The 20575-nt window shown below is 59.3% G+C and carries 25 protein-coding genes; 11 read left to right on the forward strand and 14 right to left on the reverse strand.

Features of this window, described 5'->3' with window-relative positions; genetic code table 11:
* Positions 1-4: 4 nt before the first annotated feature.
* Positions 5-433: a CBS domain-containing protein gene (locus AB731_RS02190; protein WP_047092596.1), complete on the reverse strand. Its 429-nt coding sequence runs from the start codon at positions 431-433 to the stop codon at positions 5-7.
* Between the two features lie 141 nt (positions 434-574).
* On the opposite strand from AB731_RS02190, the gene AB731_RS02195 reads away from it, so the two are divergent.
* A complete protein-coding gene (locus AB731_RS02195; RefSeq protein WP_047092595.1) occupies positions 575-898 on the forward strand; it encodes a hypothetical protein in 324 nt (107 codons plus the stop codon).
* Here the strand turns inward: AB731_RS02195 and AB731_RS02200 are convergent.
* The 4 genes from AB731_RS02200 to AB731_RS02215 are packed head-to-tail and all read right to left on the reverse strand — an operon-like array spanning position 895 to position 3868.
* A complete protein-coding gene (locus AB731_RS02200) occupies positions 895-1299 on the reverse strand; it encodes a (2Fe-2S) ferredoxin domain-containing protein (protein ID WP_231638805.1) in 405 nt (134 codons plus the stop codon). The genes AB731_RS02195 and AB731_RS02200 overlap by 4 nt on opposite strands.
* Positions 1300-1316: 17 nt before the next feature.
* Entirely contained in the window at positions 1317-1778 is a 462-nt protein-coding gene (locus tag AB731_RS02205; RefSeq protein ID WP_047092594.1) for a DUF2497 domain-containing protein, read from the reverse strand.
* Entirely contained in the window at positions 1779-3248 is a 1470-nt protein-coding gene (locus tag AB731_RS02210) for a TolC family outer membrane protein (RefSeq protein ID WP_047092593.1), read from the reverse strand.
* Positions 3249-3250: 2 nt separating this feature from the next.
* Positions 3251-3868 carry a protein-L-isoaspartate O-methyltransferase family protein gene (locus AB731_RS02215; protein WP_231638806.1) on the reverse strand — a complete coding sequence of 206 codons (618 nt, stop codon included), beginning with the start codon at positions 3866-3868 and terminating at the stop codon, positions 3251-3253.
* Positions 3869-4014: 146 nt separating this feature from the next.
* Between AB731_RS02215 and AB731_RS02220 the strand changes: the two genes are divergently transcribed.
* The 3 genes from AB731_RS02220 to AB731_RS02230 all read left to right on the forward strand — a co-directional run bounded on the left by AB731_RS02220 (position 4015) and on the right by AB731_RS02230 (position 7571).
* Positions 4015-5529, forward strand: coding sequence for a fumarate hydratase (locus AB731_RS02220; RefSeq protein ID WP_173425742.1), 1515 nt, complete (start codon positions 4015-4017; stop codon positions 5527-5529).
* Positions 5530-5643: 114 nt separating this feature from the next.
* Complete coding sequence (locus tag AB731_RS02225; protein WP_047092591.1) at positions 5644-6828, forward strand: sensor histidine kinase; 1185 nt, start codon at positions 5644-5646, stop codon at positions 6826-6828.
* A complete protein-coding gene (locus tag AB731_RS02230; RefSeq protein WP_047092590.1) occupies positions 6825-7571 on the forward strand; it encodes a LytR/AlgR family response regulator transcription factor in 747 nt (248 codons plus the stop codon). Before AB731_RS02225 ends, AB731_RS02230 begins: the two co-directional genes overlap by 4 nt.
* 96 nt (positions 7572-7667) lie before the next feature.
* Here the strand turns inward: AB731_RS02230 and AB731_RS02235 are convergent, their stop codons facing one another.
* Complete coding sequence (locus AB731_RS02235; RefSeq protein ID WP_052768899.1) at positions 7668-7991, reverse strand: UrcA family protein; 324 nt, start codon at positions 7989-7991, stop codon at positions 7668-7670.
* A 258-nt stretch (positions 7992-8249) separates the two neighbouring features.
* On the opposite strand from AB731_RS02235, the gene AB731_RS02240 reads away from it, so the two are divergent.
* The 3 genes from AB731_RS02240 to AB731_RS02250 all read left to right on the forward strand — a co-directional run bounded on the left by AB731_RS02240 (position 8250) and on the right by AB731_RS02250 (position 9925).
* Entirely contained in the window at positions 8250-8516 is a 267-nt protein-coding gene (locus tag AB731_RS02240) for a hypothetical protein (RefSeq protein ID WP_047092589.1), read from the forward strand.
* A 53-nt stretch (positions 8517-8569) separates the two neighbouring features.
* Positions 8570-9427, forward strand: a complete 858-nt coding sequence (locus tag AB731_RS02245) for a metallophosphoesterase family protein (RefSeq protein WP_047092588.1) — start codon at positions 8570-8572, stop codon at positions 9425-9427.
* A 108-nt stretch (positions 9428-9535) separates the two neighbouring features.
* Complete coding sequence (locus AB731_RS02250) at positions 9536-9925, forward strand: response regulator (protein WP_052768898.1); 390 nt, start codon at positions 9536-9538, stop codon at positions 9923-9925.
* 169 nt (positions 9926-10094) lie between these two features.
* On the opposite strand, the gene rpsI is transcribed toward AB731_RS02250, so the two are convergent.
* The 5 genes from rpsI to AB731_RS02275 form a co-directional block, all read right to left on the reverse strand.
* Positions 10095-10640 (reverse strand): 30S ribosomal protein S9, encoded by a 546-nt coding sequence (rpsI, locus tag AB731_RS02255; RefSeq protein WP_047310185.1) that lies wholly within the window; start codon positions 10638-10640, stop codon positions 10095-10097.
* Positions 10640-11119, reverse strand: a complete 480-nt coding sequence (rplM, locus tag AB731_RS02260) for a 50S ribosomal protein L13 (RefSeq protein ID WP_047092587.1) — start codon at positions 11117-11119, stop codon at positions 10640-10642. The genes rpsI and rplM overlap by 1 nt, the downstream gene beginning before the upstream one ends.
* Positions 11120-11307: 188 nt before the next feature.
* The gene (locus AB731_RS02265) at positions 11308-12075 is read right to left on the reverse strand and encodes a hypothetical protein (protein WP_162199460.1); all 768 of its coding nucleotides are present in this window, start codon (positions 12073-12075) and stop codon (positions 11308-11310) included.
* On the reverse strand, positions 12072-12422 hold the full coding sequence (cutA, locus tag AB731_RS02270) for a divalent-cation tolerance protein CutA (RefSeq protein ID WP_047092585.1): 351 nt from the start codon (positions 12420-12422) through the stop codon (positions 12072-12074). Before cutA ends, AB731_RS02265 begins: the two co-directional genes overlap by 4 nt.
* Positions 12419-13474: a COX15/CtaA family protein gene (locus AB731_RS02275; protein WP_047093140.1), complete on the reverse strand. Its 1056-nt coding sequence runs from the start codon at positions 13472-13474 to the stop codon at positions 12419-12421. Before AB731_RS02275 ends, cutA begins: the two co-directional genes overlap by 4 nt.
* 115 nt (positions 13475-13589) lie before the next feature.
* Here AB731_RS02275 and AB731_RS02280 point away from each other — a divergent pair, with 115 nt between their 5' ends.
* From AB731_RS02280 to AB731_RS02295, 4 genes are all read left to right on the forward strand, one after another.
* Complete coding sequence (locus AB731_RS02280) at positions 13590-13958, forward strand: MerC domain-containing protein (protein WP_047093139.1); 369 nt, start codon at positions 13590-13592, stop codon at positions 13956-13958.
* A gap of 22 nt (positions 13959-13980) precedes the next feature.
* A complete protein-coding gene (gene thiS / locus AB731_RS02285) occupies positions 13981-14190 on the forward strand; it encodes a sulfur carrier protein ThiS (RefSeq protein ID WP_047092584.1) in 210 nt (69 codons plus the stop codon).
* 72 nt (positions 14191-14262) lie between these two features.
* On the forward strand, positions 14263-15069 hold the full coding sequence (locus AB731_RS02290) for a thiazole synthase (protein ID WP_047092583.1): 807 nt from the start codon (positions 14263-14265) through the stop codon (positions 15067-15069).
* Positions 15070-15154: 85 nt separating this feature from the next.
* Positions 15155-15685, forward strand: a complete 531-nt coding sequence (locus AB731_RS02295; RefSeq protein ID WP_047092582.1) for a hypothetical protein — start codon at positions 15155-15157, stop codon at positions 15683-15685.
* A gap of 127 nt (positions 15686-15812) precedes the next feature.
* Here AB731_RS02295 and AB731_RS02300 read toward each other — a convergent pair whose 3' ends face one another.
* The 3 genes from AB731_RS02300 to AB731_RS02310 form a co-directional block, all read right to left on the reverse strand.
* Complete coding sequence (locus AB731_RS02300) at positions 15813-17612, reverse strand: AMP-dependent synthetase/ligase (protein WP_047092581.1); 1800 nt, start codon at positions 17610-17612, stop codon at positions 15813-15815.
* Between the two features lie 130 nt (positions 17613-17742).
* Positions 17743-19458: a gamma-glutamyltransferase family protein gene (locus AB731_RS02305; protein WP_047092580.1), complete on the reverse strand. Its 1716-nt coding sequence runs from the start codon at positions 19456-19458 to the stop codon at positions 17743-17745.
* Positions 19459-19469: 11 nt separating this feature from the next.
* Positions 19470-20516 carry a quinone-dependent dihydroorotate dehydrogenase gene (locus tag AB731_RS02310; RefSeq protein ID WP_047093138.1) on the reverse strand — a complete coding sequence of 349 codons (1047 nt, stop codon included), beginning with the start codon at positions 20514-20516 and terminating at the stop codon, positions 19470-19472.
* Between the last annotated feature and the right edge of the window lie 59 nt (positions 20517-20575).

The raw sequence follows: 20575 nt of genomic DNA on the forward strand, positions 1-20575 counted from the left end.
TTGCTCAAGCAGTCGTTATATATTCGCGCATCGCCTGCGCCTCTTCCTCGATCCGGTCCATCCGGTATTTCACCAGATCGCCGATGGAAACGAACCCGATCATTGTGTCGCCGTCCACCACGGGAAGGTGACGAATCCGGCGCCGGGTCATCATGGAAAGCGCGGTCAGGATCCTTTCATCCGTGGTAATGGTGATAGCGGGCGACGTCATGACTTCGCTGATTCTGCGGTTCAGGACTTCGCCGCCTTCCTTCGCCACGCAATACAGCACGTCGCGTTCGGAAAAGACTCCGACGACCCGCTCGCCTTCCATCACCGGCAATGCGCCGATACGGTATTCGGCCATCAAGGCGGCGCCGTGTTGAAAGCTGTCGTCTGGCGAGCAGGAGACAACTTTGTGGGTCTGGCCCTCCATCAGGCTTTTAATTGTCATAGCGCTTCTCCCCTGTTCATCGCGAAACCATGCCGATCTATCCGCCGAGCCCCGGGATTGTGCCACGAAATGCCGAGTCCCGGCAAATCACAGACCAAGTACCGTTGCCAGACAAGTCGCTGACGTTCATTAGCAATGCTTATGGCACGCCCTTCACCTCTCGACGATCCTGAAAACGCAGCTTTCGCCTGGGCGCGTTACAAGCGATTGATGCGATTCATGTTCGGTCTCACCATGGGTGTGGTGATCATCGCCATGGTGATTATTTACAAGGAAGTGGAGGATGTCTCTCCTCACTTCTTCATTGCAACGGCTCTTGGCATCGGATTTTCGATGTTGTTGATGAGTGCGCTGATGGGTTTGGTGTTTCTGTCCAGCGGCACCGGCCATGATGAATCGGTCGACAATTCGCTTGATGATCTGGGCCCGAGCAATCCCCAGACGGATTGGCGCAAGCGCGACTAGGCCTGCGGATAAAGACGGAAATCGGCCACCGGATTTCCGCCAATCAGATGTTCCTGAATTATCCGTTCAAGCACGTCTTCATTGCATGAATGATACCAGACACGGTCTGGCCAAACCACAGCGATCGGCCCGGCTTCACAAATCTGCAGGCAATCGGCCTTGGTGCGCATGATGACTTCGCCGCCGGGCTTTTTCGGACTGACAAGCCCCAGTTCTTTCAGGCGGCGCTTGAGGTATTTCCAGGCCTTCTCGCCTTCGTCCCGCTTGCAGCACTTTTGTTTATCGGAAATCCCACACAGGAAGATGTGACGATCAATCGCCCCGCCGCCAATTTTGGCGAGTGCGGATTCAGCCTTGGAAATTTCTTTAGGCTTGGAGATTTCTTTAGGCCTGGTGCCCATCGGTAAATCAGCCTGCGTCAGCGCTTCTTGCCGGCAATTCGGGCAATTTCGGCCTTTACCAGCCGTTCCACCATATTAGGCAAATGCGCATCGAGCCACTGGGCGAGCATTGGACGAAGCATCTCGCGGACCATGCCTTCCAGAGAGGTTTCTCCGGAGCGAACGATTTGCGGTCTTGCAGGAGGCTCGGACAGCATGGCGAGTGCAGCAAGGGACTGGCGCATCGCATCAGCTGCATGAACATTGGTCAGCGTTTCCGATTCGGGACCTTCATCCTCGTCATCAGAAAGCGGCAGTCCTGCTTCGCCAAGGTCGAGAATCTCGTCCGCCTCTGCATCATCAACCGGATCCATCGGGAATGCACTGGCTTCAGGCGCCCGCCGAGCAACAGACTGAACAGCATCGCGGCTGTCCCGTTCAATCACCCGCTTGATCGATTCGAGAATCTCCTCGACCGACGGTTCGCCTTCTTGCCGCATTCAATCCCCCGTTGGACCGTTTGGTGAATCACTCGTGAAATCCGTAACAGGGATTTCCCCGTCTGGCGCCGGTATGTCAACGGTGCGTGAGCTTTGAACGACAGGATCGGGATCGCGCTGCCAGTCCCAGATAATGTTTTCCACCCGGCCATAATTTTCCGCCGGGTCATAAAGCACGCCTTCATCGCCAAGCCCGAGATCGCGCGCTTCTGCCTTGCCCATCGCTGCAAGCAGGGAGAATCCGGCAACATAGGCGTTGCGCCGCGCTGTCACCAATTGCACCTGCGCGCGCAGCAATTCCTGCTGTGCATCCAGAATATCCAAGATAGTGCGATTGCCCACGGTATTTTCCGCGCGCACGCCTTCGAGACCGAGCGATGCCGCGTCCACGGCCGTTTCACTTGAAGCGATAATGGCGTTGGCGGCGCGCCAGCTGGAATAGGCTGCGCGAACTTGCGAAATAACGTTGCGTTCTGCCGCGATCATCGTTTCGAGTGCGGCCTGTGCCTGCGCGGTCGCCTGACGCTGCTGTGCGGCGACGCGGCCTCCCTGAAACAGCGGGATGGATACCGAAACACCAGCGGTAACGTCGGTCCCGGAATTGATGCCGGCACCAAGCGTGCCAAGGTAGTTGGTGTAATCGGCACCGGTAAATGCGCTTATGGTTGGCAGACGGCCTGCACCGGCAACCCTGATATCAAATCCGGCAGCATCCGCGCGTTCGCGTGCAGCGATCAAATCAGGATTGTGCTCCAGCGCGACATCGACGGCCATGTCCGGGCTCGTTGGCAGCCCTGGCAACGGCGGGGGTGCCTGCAAATCGTTTGGCGCGTCGCCCGTAAGCGCGATGTAATTTTCCCGCGCTGCGACAAGATTGGCCTGCGTGCTGCGCAAATCGCTGCGAGCCAGTGCCAACCTGCTTTCGGACTGCGCTACATCGGTGCGGGTCAGGTCGCCAATCTGGAACCGGTCACTGGTTGCCTCCAGATTGATGGACAGAACATCGACATTGTTCGACGCAAGGCCGACCAGCGCTTCATTCAGGATGACATCCATATAGGCTGCAACGACCTGCGTGAAAATCGCGCTTTCGGTACCGCGCAAATCCGCACGCCCTGCTTCGACACGGGTTTCCGCGGCGAGAATGCCATTGCGCACCGCTCCACCACGATACAGCGGGACTGACAGATCAACACCGCCGCTGAAAATCCGTGACGGCGACACGACCGAAGGGGTGCTTTGCTCTATAAGCTCCAGATAGGAACCCGATGCGCTGGCTGAGGGCAAGCGTTGCGCTCGCTGGATCACCACGTTTTCATCGGTGGCGCGTTGCTGCGCGCGGGCCGCGGCTAGTGTGGGATTGTCGATATAGGCGCGGGTCAATGCTTCCTTCAGAGTTTCGGCGCCGGCCGGGGTTGCCACGAGACACACTCCCGCCAGCAATCCGAAAAGGGAGCGCCGCGCATACATGATCAGAAGCTCCAGCCCTTCGGTGTATCGAATGCATGCAACTGCGGGATGCCGGTATCGAACACAGGCATCAGCGAGATGCCGCTGGCTGTCTTGCGGCCCACCGCCACGCGTGTCACGCCGTTACCAACAAGGCCTGTCACGACGCGTGCCCCGTCAGCCAGCCGTCCAGCCAGCTTTGCGGGGATTTCTTCCACCGCGCCATCAATAACCAGCAGGTTTGCGCCTTTTCCCTTGCGGCCAGTGCCAACAGCTTCTTCGGGCGAAATGACCGTCAGCTCCGCCACCAGCGGGCGCAACAGTTCAGCCAGGTAGCCGGAGCCGCCATCGACGACGATTGCATGCTCGATCCCCGAAGGGTTGGCCTCTTCCAGCATCTTTCCCTGCACCAGCGGCGCAGGCAGCCAGCCGCCGTTTTCAAGGCGTATGGCGCGATCCATATAGGCCTTGCCGCTGCTGGAGGCGGGCACAAATTGCTCACGCGGAACAGCGGCCATGCGTTTGAGCACGAAGGGTTCGTTCACGCCGCTGGTGCGCAATTGGCTGTCGATCATCGCGCGGCGGGCGCGGTCGTGGGTCAGGTTTGCGGCTTCGGCGGCATCAAGCGGATCGGAAATCACAGGGTAAACTCTCGTCTGTCTGGGGCGGCCTAAGCCTTAGAACTTGCTAGGCTGATCGCCAAGGGCTTTGACCCAAGGCGGGCCAAAAGCCTATGGGCGGATCGACGAACAGGAGTATTGAGACGATGAAAGATATGGGGAGCGATATGATAACGATCCGCGAAGCAGACCTGATCGAGACCGTCGCCGACGCGCTGCAATATATCTCCTACTATCATCCGATGGATTACATCCTCGCGCTGGGCGAAGCCTACAAGGCGGAGCAAGGCCCGGCGGCGAAGGATGCGATTGCGCAAATCCTGACGAACAGCCGCATGTGCGCAGAGGGCCACCGCCCGATCTGTCAGGACACGGGTATCGTCAACGTGTTCATCAAATGGGGCCAAAACTGCCGTTTGGAATCGTCGTCCAGTCTCCAGGAGGTTGTCGATGAAGGCGTGCGGCGCGCCTACAACAACACAGAAAACAAGCTGCGCGCGAGCATTCTGGCCGATCCTGCCTTCACCCGCCGCAACACCCGCGACAATACTCCGTGTGTACTGAGTGTGGAAATGGTGCCGGGGGACACGATCAGCATCGATGTCGCGGCCAAGGGCGGCGGCAGCGAAAACAAAAGCAAATTCAAGATGATGAACCCGAGCGACAATATCGTCGATTGGGTGGTGGAGCAGATCCCCTCCATGGGTGCTGGCTGGTGCCCGCCGGGAATGCTGGGCATCGGCATTGGCGGCACGGCAGAACATTGCATGAAGCTTGCCAAGCAATCGTTGATGGACCCGATCGATATGGCACAGCTGAAAGCGCGCGGGGCAGAGACGGACATCGAGCAATTGCGGATCGACATTTTTGACGCGGTGAACGCGCAAGGTGTCGGTGCGCAGGGGCTTGGTGGGCTTTCCACCGTGCTCGATGTGAAAATCTACGACTGGCCGTGCCACGCTGCAGGCAAGCCGGTGGCGATGATCCCCAATTGCGCGGCAACGCGCCATGCTCACCTGACGATGGACGGCAGCGGACCTGCCTATCTGCCGCAGCCCGATCTGGACAAATGGCCGGACGTGCATTGGGAGCCTGACGCAGAGGCAAAGCGCGTCGATCTTGATCATTTGACACCAGAAATAGTCGCAAGCTGGAAACATGGCGACCGTCTGCTGCTCAGCGGCGGCATGCTGACCGGACGCGATGCGGCGCATAAGCGTATCCACGATATGCTAGAGCGCGGCGAGGAACTGCCGGTCGAATTCAAAGGCCGTGCCATTTATTACGTCGGCCCGGTTGATCCGGTGATGGGCGAAGTCGTTGGCCCCGCTGGCCCGACTACCGCCACACGGATGGACAAATTCACCGAAATGATGCTCGATCTCGGCTTGCTAGCCATGATCGGCAAGGCGGAGCGCGGCGCCGATGCCGTCGAAGTCATCAGCCGGTTCAAGGTCGCATATTTGATGGCCACCGGCGGCGCGGCCTATCTGGTGGCCCGCGCAATCAAGGAGGCCAAGGTGGTCGCGTTCGAAGAACTGGGCATGGAAGCGATTTACGAATTCACCGTGAAAGACATGCCGGTGACAGTCGCCGTCGATTCCGAAGGCAATAATGTCCACACACTCGCCCCGCTCCATTGGCGCGAAAAGATTCGCGAGGAAGGCTTGCTGAAGGCGTGATCGCCCGCGAATCAGCGCCCAATCGCGCTGATTCATCGACCAGCAGTATATCGATTTCGACCGAAACCGGATGCGGGGCTGGTTGCCGCCGTTTTGAGCGCGTAAACAGGCACGATGGAAAAGACAGAATCCGAAAAGCGGGTCGCACGCGTTTCGTTCAAGGTCGTTCTTGCCTCGGTCGTTGGACTGTGGGCGACGTATCTCGTGCTGATGACCTTGCGGGCGGACCTGCTCGGTATGGAATTTGCCGAGGAGATGTTTGCGCGGCGCGCCATTTCCACCGGGCTAAGCGTATTCATCACGCTTGGTCTGTGGATTGTGCTGCGCCCTTTCGACATGCGTCCGCTGTGGGTGAAGATCACTGTGGCATTGCTGTTCGCGATCCCTGCAGCGTTGCTGAGCGCGCAGGCAAACCGCGTGGTTTTTGCTGATTTGCAAGCTGCGCTGGACGACAGGGTTATCCAGGAATTTGCCCAGACGCGCGGCGTTGCGGCCGAAGAGGTCGACGGTGATATGCTGCAGGATCTCTCGCAGCTCGTCGTGATGGGCACGCGTGAACAGATCATCGAGATTACTTTCAGCCGATATTTCATCATGCTGGCGTGGTGCGCCCTGTATCTGGCGCTGCTGACCGGGGAGAAGGCCCGCACGGCAGAACGGCGCGAGCAGCAGTTTCGCAATGCCGCCAAGGCATCCGAACTGCGATCCTTGCGCTATCAGGTAAACCCCCACTTTCTGTTCAACACGCTCAATTCACTGTCTGCCCTTGTGTTGACCGGCAAGACGCAGGCTGCGGAAAAGATGATCCACATGATCAGCACCTTTTATCGCCGCAGCCTTGCTGACGATCCGACATCGGATGTGACGCTGGGTGAGGAAATCGCTCTGCAGCGGCTTTATCTGGATATCGAAACGGTGCGTTTCCCGCTTCGCCTTGTCGCGAATTACGAAATTCCTGCAGATCTGGAAGATGCTTTGATACCTGGCATGATCCTGCAGCCGCTGATTGAAAATTCGGTGAAGCACGCAGTTGCGCCGTCTTCTGGCCAGGTAACGATCACGCTTTCCGCGCGCGAGGAATATGGCCGCTTGCTGGTGACTGTTTCGGACAATGGCATGTCAGCAGCCACCCGCGACGATATTCGCCCCGGCTTCGGCATTGGCCTCAACAATGTTCATGAACGGCTGGAGGCGCGGTTTGGCAAAGACGCAACAGTTGTGTCGGGCCATGCAGAGGCAGGTTATGCCACGCATCTGCGCCTGCCCCTGGTACGCATTCGCAAGGCCGCTGCAGCATGAATGACAATCCGGCCGATACACTGCGCACGCTGATCGTCGATGATGAGCCGCTTGCAATCGAACGAATGCAAGTCTTGTGCGCCGAAATTCCGCAACTGACGGTGATCGGGACGGCAAGTGATGGCGAATCGGCCCTGCGGCTGGCGGAAAAGCTTTCGCCTGATCTGCTGCTGCTTGATATGACCATGCCAGGCATGGACGGCCTGCAAGTAGCAGAGGCCGCCCGCACACAGGACCCGCAGCCTGCCGTGATTTTTGTTACTGCACACGAAAATTTCGCAGTCGAGGCATTCGACCTCGAAGCGATAGACTATGTGCTCAAACCGGTCGCGTCGGACCGGCTCGAACGCGCCATTGAACGCGCCTTTGCAAGGCGTAACGGCAACGAGAATACCGGCGAAGAACAAAGTCCGTGGCTTGCGGAATTCTGGGTGCCGCACCGGTCTGAATTGCTGCGGATCGAAGCCGGTCAGGTATTCCGCATCGATGCAGAGCGCGATTATGTCCGGCTGCATGTGGGGGAAACGAGTTACCTGCTGCTCCAGACGATTGCGGGTCTTGAAGAGAAGCTGGATCCGGAGAAGTTCATCCGCATCCACCGTTCAACCATCCTGCGCCGCGATTTCATTCGCGGGCTGAGGCACGAAGGACTTGGCGTCTGGTGCGCTGAGCTGGAAGATGGTGAAGAACTGCGCATTGGACGCACATATCTCAAACAAGTGAAAGCGATGGCCGGACGCTAAGCCATCAGTTTTGCGAAACAGGATCACAATAGAAAAGGGCGCCCGACAAGGACGCCCTTTGGGGGTCGGGCCTGATTGGCCTGATTGTGGCCGGCGTCAGCCTTCCGATCGCTCTTCGCGAATAACGCCGCTCAAACGCTGCTCGAAGTTGCTCTTCGCTTCCTCGTAGCACTCGCGGGCATTGCGATCCCGGATGCGGGAACCGACTTGCCTGTCGTCCAGCTCGCACACCTGCCGTGCTGCGCGATCAATCCGGTCCTCCAGCTCGGCAACGCCTTCCTCGGTCGAAAGATCAAGATCGGTGTAGGTGACGCTCGCAGCGCGCTCCTGCACTTCGGCAGCGGCAACTGCGGAGGTGAACGTAAGGCCAGAAACTGCGAGTGTGGCGGCCATGACGAATGACTTCTGCAAAAATTTCATGGTGGTTTGTCCTCCTGGTTTCCTCTCCCAGTCCCGTGGGAGGGTGGCACCACAGCCGGTGGGACTGGAACGGCTGCGGTGCGATTAATGCTCTAGGCCGAATCGCATCTGCGCGCTGCAAGGGCTCGACTTGCGGTGCAAAAGGCTCGACCAGCGATTCCCAAACCCGACGAACAGCGTTTTGCAACTGACGAACGACAAGCGGTGCGAATTGCGTATTTGCAGCGGCGCTTGGGGTCGGGCAGAATTGCAATCACTATGGCTCTCGTAATAACCTTCCTCCTCGGCATCGGTAATTTTGCATGGCATTCTGCGGTCTTGGGAAGCGGGCACCGCATGGTTAGCGATATGCTGCCGGAACACCGCCAGATGATTCGCTGGTCCAGCATGTCACTGGAATTCGTGCTGCTGTGTGCAGCGCTGTATGGTGTGAATGCGGGTCATTCCGTGTGGATGTGGGTCTATCTCGCCTATTCGGCAGTCAACGGCGGCGCAGCCTGGCTGATCATCAAGAACCGCCAGTAAAGGCGGGCTTTGCGCTGGCGCTGTCCGATGCCAAGCTGCTAGCGAGTGGAACAATGGCCCAGAACAAGCTCCTTTTTCACCTGTCCGACATTCACTTCGGGCTAGAGGACAAATCTGCACTTGCCTGGGTAGAGCGCGAAATTGCCGAACGCAGGCCAGATGCGGTGGCGATCACGGGTGATCTCACCATGCGCGCACGGCCTCCCGAATTTGCTGCGGCGGAAAAGTGGATACATGCTCTCAGCGTTCCGGTGACGGTGGAGCCGGGTAATCATGATTTGCCGGGGTATCATCTGCCCTCGCGCTACCTCGACCCGCTCGGCCGGTTCGAGGCGTTTCGTGAAGTGGTGGAGAAGCGGATCGAGCTTCCCGGCCTTGCGCTGGTTCCGCTCAATACCAATGTGCCGGCACAGCCGCGGTTGAATTGGTCGAAGGGCTGGGTGAGTGACAGGGCGCTGTCCGATTGCCTGCGGCAGATCGATGCTCTGCCCGAAGGCACAATGGCGTTGGTGACGGTCCACCACCCGTTGCGAGAAACTGGCACGCAGGGCACGGCGCTCACAAGAAATGGCGAAAAGGCGCTGGCGGCGCTGGCGCAGCGGCCAGTTCTGGCTGTGCTTTCCGGCCATGTGCACGACGCTTTCGACATCATGGAGAAAACCGAGCACGGACCTGTGCGCATGATCGGTGCAGGCACTCTCTCACAGCGCATCCGCTCCACCCCGCCCAGCTTCAACGAATTGACGTGGGACGGCGCGACTTTGCACGTAACTGTGCGCAATCTGGAAAACATCGACACGCCCGACATGATGATCGACGATGTACCGGAAGACGCAATGCCGCCACGCGAGGCAGGAGAGCCTGTCGCCCCTGTAGGACGCGTGCCGCGCACCGATCCTCCGGTCCATTGATCGCAAATTCGCGAAAACCTTCGTGAAACCAGGCGTTTTGTCGGTTTCGCGCGCCGCTCTGCCGCAAGAGATGGGACCACAGGATGGTTTCGCCGTAACAGCCGGATTGTGACAACGAAGGTACTCATTGTCGAAGACGATCTCCTGAACCGCATGTTCTACGAGGCGGTCTTCCAGCAACGCGGCTATGACATGATGGCCGTGGATGATGGCGCGCGCGTTCTGGACGCGGTCGAAAGTTTTGCGCCCGACCTTATCACCATGGATATTCATCTGCCGCACGTTTCGGGCCGCAAGCTGATCCGCAAGATCAGACGTAATCCTGCTACGCAGCACATCCCGATTTTGGCGATAACCGCTTATGCCGGGCAACGTGACGAAGACGAAATCCGGCGTGCCGGAGCGAAGGGCTATCTCGCCAAGCCGCTGAGAATAGAGCAGCTGCTGGAAGAGGTGGATGCGTTGCTTGGCCTGGCCGAGCCCGCGACACAGCACTGATCCGGTTTGCGGCTTCGCCAAGCCGCTTCGCATGGTGCAGCGGACAATCAGGTCATTTCATAAACCCGTTAGGTCCAGACGCGAAAAGGGCGACCCTTCGTGGGGGCCGCCCTTCGCATTTCCCACCGTCGCGGGAACTGGTGAGGAGCGAATAACGGCTCCAGAAACTTTAGCGCTTGCTGAACTGGAAGCTACGACGTGCCTTGGCACGGCCATACTTCTTACGTTCAACCACGCGGCTGTCGCGCGTCAGGAAGCCAGCGGCCTTGACCACTGCACGCAGTGCCGGTTCATAGCGGGTCAGCGCCTGGCTGATGCCGTGCTTTACCGCGCCAGCCTGGCCCGAAAGACCGCCGCCGGAAACCGTGGCAACCACGTCATACTGGCCTTCACGCTCGGAGATGGTGAAGGGCTGGTTGATCACCAGGCGCAGTGTCGGACGTGCGAAATACACTTCCTGTTCCTTGCCGTTGATGGTGACCTTGCCGGTGCCGGGCTTGATCCAAACGCGAGCGGTGGCGTCCTTGCGGCGGCCCGTAGCGTAGGCGCGGCCTTGCGCGTCAATGATCTGCTCACGCAGAGGCATTGTCGGTGCGGCAGGCACAGCAACGGCTTCGCTTTCGCCTTCGGAAGAAGCATCGGCGGCTGGAGTATCACCAACGACATCTTTCAGATCGGCGAGATCGGTAGCGGTATTGTTCTCTTCGGTAGCCATTATGCGGACACCTTGTTCTTGCGGTTCATCGAGGCAACGTCGAGCACGGTTGGCTTCTGGCCATCATGCGGGTGCTCTGTGCCATTATAAAGGTGCAGGTTCTTCATCTGGACGCGGCCCAAGGGACCGGTTGGAACCATGCGTTCAACTGCCTTTTCAAGCACACGCTCCGGGAAGCGGCCAGCCAGCACCTTGTCTGCGGTGATGTCCTTGATGCCGCCGGGATAACCGGTGTGCTTGTAATAATGCTTCTTGCCGGCCTTGTTGCCGGTGAAACGCACCTTGTCGGCATTGATGACGATCACGTGGTCGCCGCAATCGACATGCGGTGTAAAGCTCGGCTTGTGCTTGCCGCGCAGAATATTGGCGATAATCGATGCGAGGCGGCCAACGACCAACCCATCAGCATCAACCAGATGCCAATTCTTCTCGACTTCGGCCGGCTTGATCGACCGGGTGGTCTTGCTCAGAGCCTTCATGGCTTTCGTTCCTTGGTATGCGTGTACGAATGATTTGCCGATTTGCCCGTCAGAATCGCTCTATCGGGTCCGGCGAAGGCGCGCATCTGTAGCCAAAGGGCCTGCAAGTCAAGCAAATGCGGGGGATTGCGAGGAGGTAACATAATACCTCACCTGAAAATGCGAGGCAAATGCAAGGCAAAACGCGGTTAGCTCAATGCAAGATTCCAGCTTTCACTGGTGATCCGACGGTCATCTCCGACTTCGGTCGTAATCTCGCGCGAAGCCGCGCTCATCAGGCCGGTGTTGCGATTGATTTCCCCGCGAAACCGGGTTGTGACGCGGCCATGCCCCCCGTGGGGCAGGGCAATGCTTTGCTCGTCGTCCCGAACCTGGCTTGCCGGAGCAAACAGATCAATCGGCAAATGCGCCGTAATGCGGTGCCCTGCCGAGTGCACAGCGGCTGCGAATGCTTGCAACGTGGAGCGATCTTCTTCGGCCATTCCGCTATCACGCAGGGCTGTCAGCGTCTGGTTTACTGCGGCCTGCACGACCGGTTCGGATGGTCTTTGATGTTCACGCGACAAAATCCGTCCGAATGCGTCCAGTGCCAGTGGAAAGATGTGACTTTCGTCGCGCGCGCTTTCCAAGGAGGCAAAAGAAGCCAGCTCCTGCGGGGCATTTACCGCCACGTCATTTTGCCGCCCATGCAACATAAAGCCGTTTGCCGAACGATGGAATTCGACCGCGAAGAAACGCGAAACACTGAAGCTATTCCCGTCGACGAGTTCCCTGGAAACGGTTCGCTGGTAAATCATCGGCTGGCTTGGCGGGTCGATCAGTCCGCCAGGGTTCGTCCCGGGAACCGTTTGTGCGAGCGATTGGCGGGTAGCCAAAGCCGGCGCCATAGCTGCAGCAAGCGCGAGCCGAAGGGCGCCGCGCCTGTCTGTCCCGCCTGATGCACTTTTGCTCATCATTCCTCCAACGGCGCGGTTTGCGCTGAGAGCCAATCCAGCGTGGCCGGTGCTGCATGGTCCGCGTGCCAGCCAATTATGGCTGGTGTATCATATGGATGTAAACTGACTAGTCTCTCTACGGCAGGCCCTAGCAGCTTTTGCGTTGTCTTGAACAGCGCGCCCGCTTCACTGGCCCGTTGCACTTCTCCTTGCCAGCGGAATACCGAAGTGATGGCCGGAATAATGTTGGCGCAGGCCACCAGCCCTTCCTCAACAAGTACGGCGGCAATTGCTTCTGCGGTTGCTGTATCGCCAAAGGGGCACCAGATCATGGCGGCCTTTACCTGCGATACGGCGCCGTTTCTCATCCCTTCCGGCCCAGCAAGTGCGCGCCGCGGACGAAGGCGGCAACCAGTAACGCCCCGACCAATTGATGCGCGACTGCGATCCATAGCGATACGCCGGTTATCACCGTGGCAATCCCCAGCAGGACCTGCACGCCGTATGCGGCATGGATGGCGATAGCGCCGCGACGGTCTATCGGCTTGATGCGTATTGCCATCACCACCAATGCAGCCACTGCGGCAAAGGCCCACCAGCGGTGCACAAAATGCAGCCAGAAGGGATCATGCAGGAACGTGTAAACCACGCCGCGGCCCCAGCTGACTTCGGGCATCAGGCGCCCCTGCATCAGCGGCCAGCTGTCAGATGCAAGCCCCGCATTCAGCCCGGCGACCCACGCGCCCAGCAACAATTGTACAAAAAGTACTGCCCCGACCCAAGCAGCCGTGCCCGTAACACGCGCAGGCCGGACATTGCCTGCCGCAAGCTGCCGGAGATCAAGTGCGGTCCAGATGAGGCCGCCAAGCGTGATGAACGCGGTCAGCAAATGGATCGAAAGCCAGAAATGGGAAACATCCGTCATCTCGCCAGAGAGGCCGGACCGGACCATGAACCATCCAAACGCGCCCTGCAGTCCGCCAAGCGCCAGCAGCGCGGTCAACCGGGGTTTGTAACCGGAAGGGATTGCGCCCTTTATCCAATACCACGCTAACGGAAGCGCAAAGGCCAGACCGATAATGCGGCCAAGAAGGCGGTGGAACCATTCCCAGAAATAGATGAATTTGAATGCTGCCAGGTCCATTCCGGCAGGACCGGTGACATTGCGGTATTCGCCAGTGTTTTGGTAAAGTGCGAATTCAGCCAGCCAATCCGCCTCACTGAGAGGCGGCAGCGCGCCGGTAACCGGCTTCCACTCGGTAATCGACAATCCGCTTTCGGTCAGCCGGGTAATGCCGCCAACAGCAACCATTATGAGCACCAGCCCGGCGACAAAAAACAGCCAATTGGCGAGCGCGATCGGGCGCGAAACCGAATCGGAATGGGAAACTGCGCCGCGGATATTCACCTGTGCAACCATGCGGCCTGATTTGCGCATTCGCAGGGCATTTCGCAAGCGGTAGAAAATACGTGTTTTAAGACGTGTGGCAATTCCGCCTCTTGCGTAATGTTATAGAGTTACATACATGAGCCGCATGGCACAAATGGTCCCATGGATTCGCGGCAAGCTCGACCGTGTTGGCATTTTCTTGTCAGCACTGTGCGTGCTGCATTGCATTCTGGGTCTTGTGCTCGTGGCGGGGCTTGGCCTTGGGGCAGGTTTCCTCCTCGACCCTGCCATTCACAAGGTCGGCCTTCTGCTTGCTACCGTGGTTGCCGGGGTGGCCATCGGTATGGGCGCGATTCGTCATCGCCGCGCAGGGCCTTTTGTGGTTGCTATGATGGGCCTTAGCTTCATGGGCGGCGCGCTTGCTGTTGGCCATGGCGCAGAAGAGGCTGTGATGACGGTTATCGGCGTCGGTCTGGTCGCCACCGGTCACCTGCTTAACTTGCGCGCAGCCTGACTGGCCTTATGTGACGCTGGTAATGACCCAGCCTTTTTCCCTCACCGTCAATGGCGATAGCCGGCAGACCAGCGCTGCCACTATCGCAGATTTTGTTCGCGAACTCGGTCTTGATCCGAAGAAGGTGGCTGTCGAACATAACGGCGTGATCGCCCCGCGGTCCACTTTGCATGAAGTCGCGCTGGGCGATGGGGATGCGCTGGAAATCGTGCACTTCGTCGGCGGCGGTTGAATTGCTGCTCATTGGTTCTCCGCCCCGTCTGCGGCCTTGCCTATGTCGGACACGAGATATACCGCGCGCCCCATGACCAAGAATCCAGATATCACCGCCAAGCCAGACCATGACGACACTTGGCAAGTTGCCGGCCACACCTTCACCAGCCGGCTGATCGTCGGCACGGGAAAATACAAGGATTTCGCCCAGAACGCTGCTGCGGTGGAAGCTGCCGGGGCTGAAATCGTGACAGTGGCCGTGCGCCGCGTGAATGTTTCCGACCCGACCCAGCCGGTCCTGATGGACCATATTGATCCGAAGAAGATCACCTATCTCCCCAATACAGCGGGCTGCTTCACCGCCGATGATGCAATCCGCACACTGCGGTTGGCGCGCGAAGCGGGCGGCTGGGATCTGGTGAAGCTGGAAGTGCTGGGAGAGGCAAAGACGCTGTATCCCAACATGCGCGAAACCCTCCACGCTACAGAAGTGCTGGTGAAAGAGGGTTTCAAGCCGATGGTCTATTGCGTGGACGATCCCATCGGCGCGAAGCAGCTGGAAGAAGCAGGCGCAGTTGCGATCATGCCGCTCGGCGCGCCGATCGGCAGCGGACTTGGCATCCAGAATCAGGTCACCATCCGCCTGATTGTGGAAGGCGCCAATGTGCCTGTTCTGGTTGATGCGGGCGTGGGCACCGCGTCTGACGCTGCAGTGGCGATGGAATTGGGCTGTGACGGCGTACTGATGAACACCGCGATTGCAGAAGCGAAAGATCCGGTTCGCATGGCGCGGGCTATGAAGCTGGCCGTGCAGGCGGGACGGGATGCCTATCTGGCGGGCCGGATGGGCCGCCGTAAATATGCCGATCCCAGCAGCCCGCTGGCGGGACTGATCTGACCGGAAGGGCGAAAACGCCATTCGGCCTTACGCAAAATTAACCATGCTGCGCGACAACGGCTGAGAAATAGCTGGAGTCCACACCATGGGACACAAATCGAAGACCGCTTCGCTGACAATTGCCGAAATGCGCGAGTTTGCGGGATTTGCAGAACACGAACGCGCATTCATAGAGCGCTCGCTCGATATCGGCATGGGCCGGGGCGATGCCTTTAAGGTCTGGAGCCGCAATGCTGACGATCAGCGGGCGATCCGATCGCAATATCTTGCCTACCGCGAGCTGAAGCGTCTGCGCGTAATGGTGCCTGCCGAGCAGGGTTTCGACGGGATCGAAGATTTCATGGGTGCGCTCATCCGGATTACCGCGCAGGATTTGGCGCAGGAAACACTGGATGGCTTTTCCGCCTATCGCTTCCTTTATGAACGTTTGCTCGGCGCATCGGCGCGGGCATTCCTGCCGGCTGCTTTTTGCGGTGCTGCGGCCCTGCCCCATATACAGCCTGACCGGCGCAAGATGCTGCTGCAAAGCCTGAGCGAAGCAGCTGCTACCGCTCCGGCCTGGTCACCGCGTGAGCCCGGTTTTTTCCCGGAAAAGGTGGAGGACGAGGCAGCCTGAACTGCCTCCGGCGTCCCAAAACGCGACTTGCACCCCGGCCACGATCACATTGGTATCGACATCGGGATCAGACCAGGTGCTGCCATCAACGGGTTGAAAACTGGCTCATCCGGTTTCGCGGATCGGCTCAATACAGCGCGTCCATCCGCTCTCCGTAAGTTTCGCGGATCTGGTGACGGCGAATTTTCATTGTCGGCGTCATCTGGTTGTTGTCGACCGAGAAGGGCTCGTCAGCCATTTCAAACTTGCGAATTTTCTCGACCACGGACAGATCGTGATTGGTCCTGTCGATCGCCCCTTTGATCGCGCTGCGGAAGGCGGGAAGCGATTGCAGCGTGGTCATATCGAACTTCTCGTCGTTCGCGCGCGCCCATTCCAATGCCCATTCGGCATCCGGTACAATCACGGCGGTCATATACGGGCGCTTGTCTCCCATCACCATTGCCTGGCTGATTTCGGGTTGCAGCGTAAGCATGCCTTCCAGCTTTTGCGGCGCGACATTGTCACCCTTGTCGTTGACGATGATGTCCTTCTTGCGGTCGGTAATCTTGATGCGGCCCTTGTCATCAAGGTGACCCACGTCGCCCGTGTGCAACCAGCCTTCGACCAGTGTTTTTTCCGTATCCACGGGGCGCTGCCAATAGCCTTTCATGACAAGCTCCCCGCGCACCAGTATCTCGCCATCCTCGGCAATCTTCACTTCAACACCGCGCAGGGGCGGGCCGACCGTATCCATCTTGAGGCCGATGCGCGGACGGTTGCAGCTGACCACAGGGCCACTTTCGGTCTGCCCGTATCCCTGAAGCATCGTTAACCCCATGGCCTCGAAGAAATAGCCGACTTCGGGATTGAGCGGAGCGCCGCCTGATACCATCGCCTTCATCCGACCACCGAATTTCGCACGGATTTTCGGCCGCAATGTGCGTTCCAGAATCATATCCATAGGCCTGTCGCGCAGCCTTTTTGAACCGTTTTCGCTTTCCTTCTGCGCAATGGTGAGCGCCCGGTCCATCAGGTAATTGGCGAACTTTCCCTGCTTGCTCACCTGCTTCATGATGCGCGTACGCAGCACTTCAAACAGGCGCGGCACTACCACCATGATCGTGGGACGCACTTCTTCGATATTGCTGGCGAGCTTTTCCAGCCCTTCGGAATAATAGATTTCCGCGCCGACACCGATAGGCAGGAATTGGCCGCCGGAATGTTCGTACGCATGGCTGAGTGGCAGGAAGGAGAGGAAGCGTTCGTCCTCGATCCCGAAATCTTCGATCAGCACTTCTGCAGCGCCGGAAACGTTGCACAAAATTGCTCCATGCGGCTGCATGACGCCGCGCGGTGCCCCGCTGGTTCCGCTGGTGTAGATAATGCAGGCAGTGTCATCACGCTGGATGCCTGCGATGCGGGCATCGACGGCGCTGCGCGCGGCGGCAGCATCGCCGTTCAGCAGTTCACCCCATTGATGCAGGTCGAAAGAGCCGGTCTGCGAGGACGCAATAGGCTCTATCGCGATCACATGTTTTGCATGCCCCGTTTTCATGATCGCCGGAAACAGCGACTGGGCTAATTTCGTATTGGACACGATCACCGCGCTGGCACCCGAATCGTCAAGTATGTGGCAGTGATCACGTTCGGTGTTGGTCGTATAGGCGGGAGTTGTGACGCAGCCTGCCGCCATGATGGCAAGATCCGCGATGCACCATTCGGGACGATTTTCGGCAACGATGACCACGCGGTCGCCATCGCGCAAACCCAGTTCACGCAGTTTTTCCGCCATCAGGCAGACCTTGTTTGCAACGTCTGCCCAGGAAGTGGAGGTCCATTCGCCGTCCACCTTGGCGCTAAGGAACGGGGCATCGCCCTTTTGATCGGCTCGCTGCAGGAACAACGAGACGAGGTTTTGCGCGTTGTCGATATCATCCAGCTTCATGCGAACATCTCTCCGGGTTGCGCCGAGTGATCCCGGCCGCATTGGTATCACATAGCGAGTTAGGGCGTGCAGGGTTCCCCGGCAAGTCTGGGGGCAAGTCTGGGGGCAAGTATGAGGGCAAAGTCCGCCGCTATTGGGTGACCGCCACGCCTTCGCTGCGGGGATCGGCGGCGCCAATCCAGCGGCCGCCACGCCATTCCACGGCATTCGCCTTCAGCGGAAGTTCGCGTGCGGCAACAGAATGGCCCAATGCTTCCAATGCCGCCTGCAAGCCGGGAACGACATTGTCTTCCTCGATGGCTATAGTGTCTCCGGGAGAATACAGCATGGGCAGGGAAATCGCATCCTGCGCCGTCAGGTCCCAGTCGATATATCCGACCAATGCCTTGGCCACCTGCACGGGAATCGTGCCGCCGCCGGCTGCGCCGATGGCGAGTACCGCCGTGCCGTTTTCATCGAAGACGATGGTGGGTGACATCGAGCTTCGCGGACGCTTGCCGCCTTCAACCCGGTTGGCGACCACTGCACCGTCAATATCAGGGCGGAAGCTGAAGTCGGTGAGTTCATTGTTAAGGTAATACCCGCCGAACATCAGGCCTGATCCGAAGGGGCCTTCGATGGTGGAGGTCCAGGACACCATATTGCCCGCGCTGTCCGTGACGGCAAAATGACTGGTCCCGTTTTCAACCGGCTCATCACCATCAGGCGGGGCGAGAGCGATGCCGGGAGGCGTTCCGGCTTCCACCGCTGTCATACGGGTGCCGGGTGCCATCAGCAGACTGCGCGCAGCGAGATAGGCCGGGTCCGTTATGCCTGCCGGAACAGAGACGTAGTCGGGATCGGCCAGATAGGCCTCCCGGTCGGCATAGGCGAGCCGCTGGCTTTCCGCGAAAAGATGCCAGGCGGTATGACTTTCCGGCCCCATCGCGGCGATATCAAACCGTTCCAGCTGGCCGAGAATCGCCAGCACGGTAGTCGCGCCTGAAGACGGCGGCCCCATCGAGCATATCGTATACTCCCGGTAATCGCCGCACACGGCAGGCCGGCTCACGGCGGAGTATTCCGTGATATCGCTGGTCCGCATGGCAGCATCGCCCGGAGTTTGCGCTGCGACATGGGCGGCAAGCTCGCCCGCGCGGTCTGCATACATGTGCGCCGGACCATCGGTGGCGAGCGCTTCCAGCGTGGCGGCAAGATCTGCATTGGTCAGCATAGTCCCGACGGGCAGGACGTTACCTTCTGCATCGAGGAACAGTGCTTCGCCTTCGGGCTGGTGCACCGCACGTTCGCGGACCCGTTCCACATAGTAGGCGCCGCGCTCGCTCAATGCCCACCCGTCGCGGGCCAGGCGAATTGCGGGCTGGAACAGGGCTGCCCATTCAAGCTTTCCGTATTGTTCATGGGCGGACGCCGCGAGCGCAATGTTGCCAGGCACCCCTACGGAGCGCCCGCTGATCACTGCATCGCGGTATCCCAGCGGTTCACCATCCGGGCCAAGGAACCAGTCCGGCCCTGCTTCGGCAGGTGCGGTTTCGCGCCCGTCGATGGTGATGAGATCGCCAGCGGTATTCGTGCGCACGAAAAACCCGCCGCCGCCAATTCCTGAGCTTTGCGGTTCGACCACGGTCAGCGCGAGCATCACCGCAATCGCGGCATCGGTCGCGCTGCCACCTTGTCGCAGGATTTCCGCACCCGCCTCTGCGGCGCGGGGATCGGCGGCGCTGACTACGCCAGGCTGGCTTGCCGCCGGCGCGTTCGTCGCTGGCTGATCGAAGGAGGGGACAGTTTGGCATGCGCCCAAAGCAAGGGCTGCAGATGCGGCGAAAAGCATGCGGGTTCTGATCATGGAGCGCAGTGTTATTCGCTTCCGATCGCATCGGCAATGGATGTGAAGCCATCGCGCTTCATCAACTGTTCCAGACCGGCGGTTATTTCCCGTGCTACACTTGGTCCGCGGTAAATCATGGCGCTGTAAAGCTGCACCAATGTGGCCCCCGCCCTGATCCGCTCCCACGCGTGTTCAGCCGTGGCAATGCCGCCCACGCCGATCAGTGGCAGATCATTACCCGCAACCGCGCGGAATTTGCGCAATTGATCAAGTGCGAGCGGGCGCAGGGGTGCGCCAGACAATCCGCCGGCTTCTCCTGCATCTGCTGATGCCAGAGAAGGCCGCGAGATGGTGGTGTTTGCAACGATGAGGGCAGCGATGCCATTGTCCAGTGCCGCGCGCACAATCCGCTCGTGATCGCCGTTCTCCAGATCCGGTGCGACCTTGAGGAACACCGGCGGATCGCCTTCAGTGCGGCGCGCCCGATAGGCTTCGAGCAAATTCTCGAGCTCGCCCTTGCTTTGCAGGTTGCGCAGGCCGGGTGTGTTGGGGGAGCTGATGTTGATGGTGATGTAATCGGCCACGCCGGACATGGCACTGACACCGCGAAGATAATCTTCAATCCGGTCCACAGCATCCTTGTTTGCGCCGACATTCACGCCGACGATGCCCGGCCGCGTGGACAGGCCTTCATCATCGCGTTTCACCAGCCGCAGAAAGGCAGAATCAAGACCGCGATTGTTGAAGCCCATGCGATTGATAACTGCCTGGTCCTCTACCAGCCGGAACAGGCGCGGCTTCGGATTCCCCGCTTGCGGCTCCGGCGTCAGCGAGCCGACTTCGACATGGCCGAAGCCCCATCCGAGCAGGGAATCGGGAACCTCCGCATCCTTGTCGTACCCGGCCGCCATGCCCAGCGGATTGGGGAAAGTCAGCCCCGCCAGTGTCACCGTCAGCGGACCGCCGGGCGGTACCGGCTTGCCTTTGGGGCCTGCTTTCAGCGCCGCAATGGACAGGCGATGCGCGCGTTCGGGGTCAAGCTTGAAAATGGCCGGGCGGAGCAGATCATAAAACATGCTCATCCCCTTGGCAGTTTGGCCGGTTGTCGCGCAACGAAAAGCATACAAACCCGGCT

It is taken from the genome of Aurantiacibacter marinus (assembly GCF_001021555.1).
In the GTDB taxonomy this organism is placed as follows: Bacteria; Pseudomonadota; Alphaproteobacteria; order Sphingomonadales; family Sphingomonadaceae; genus Alteraurantiacibacter; species Alteraurantiacibacter marinus.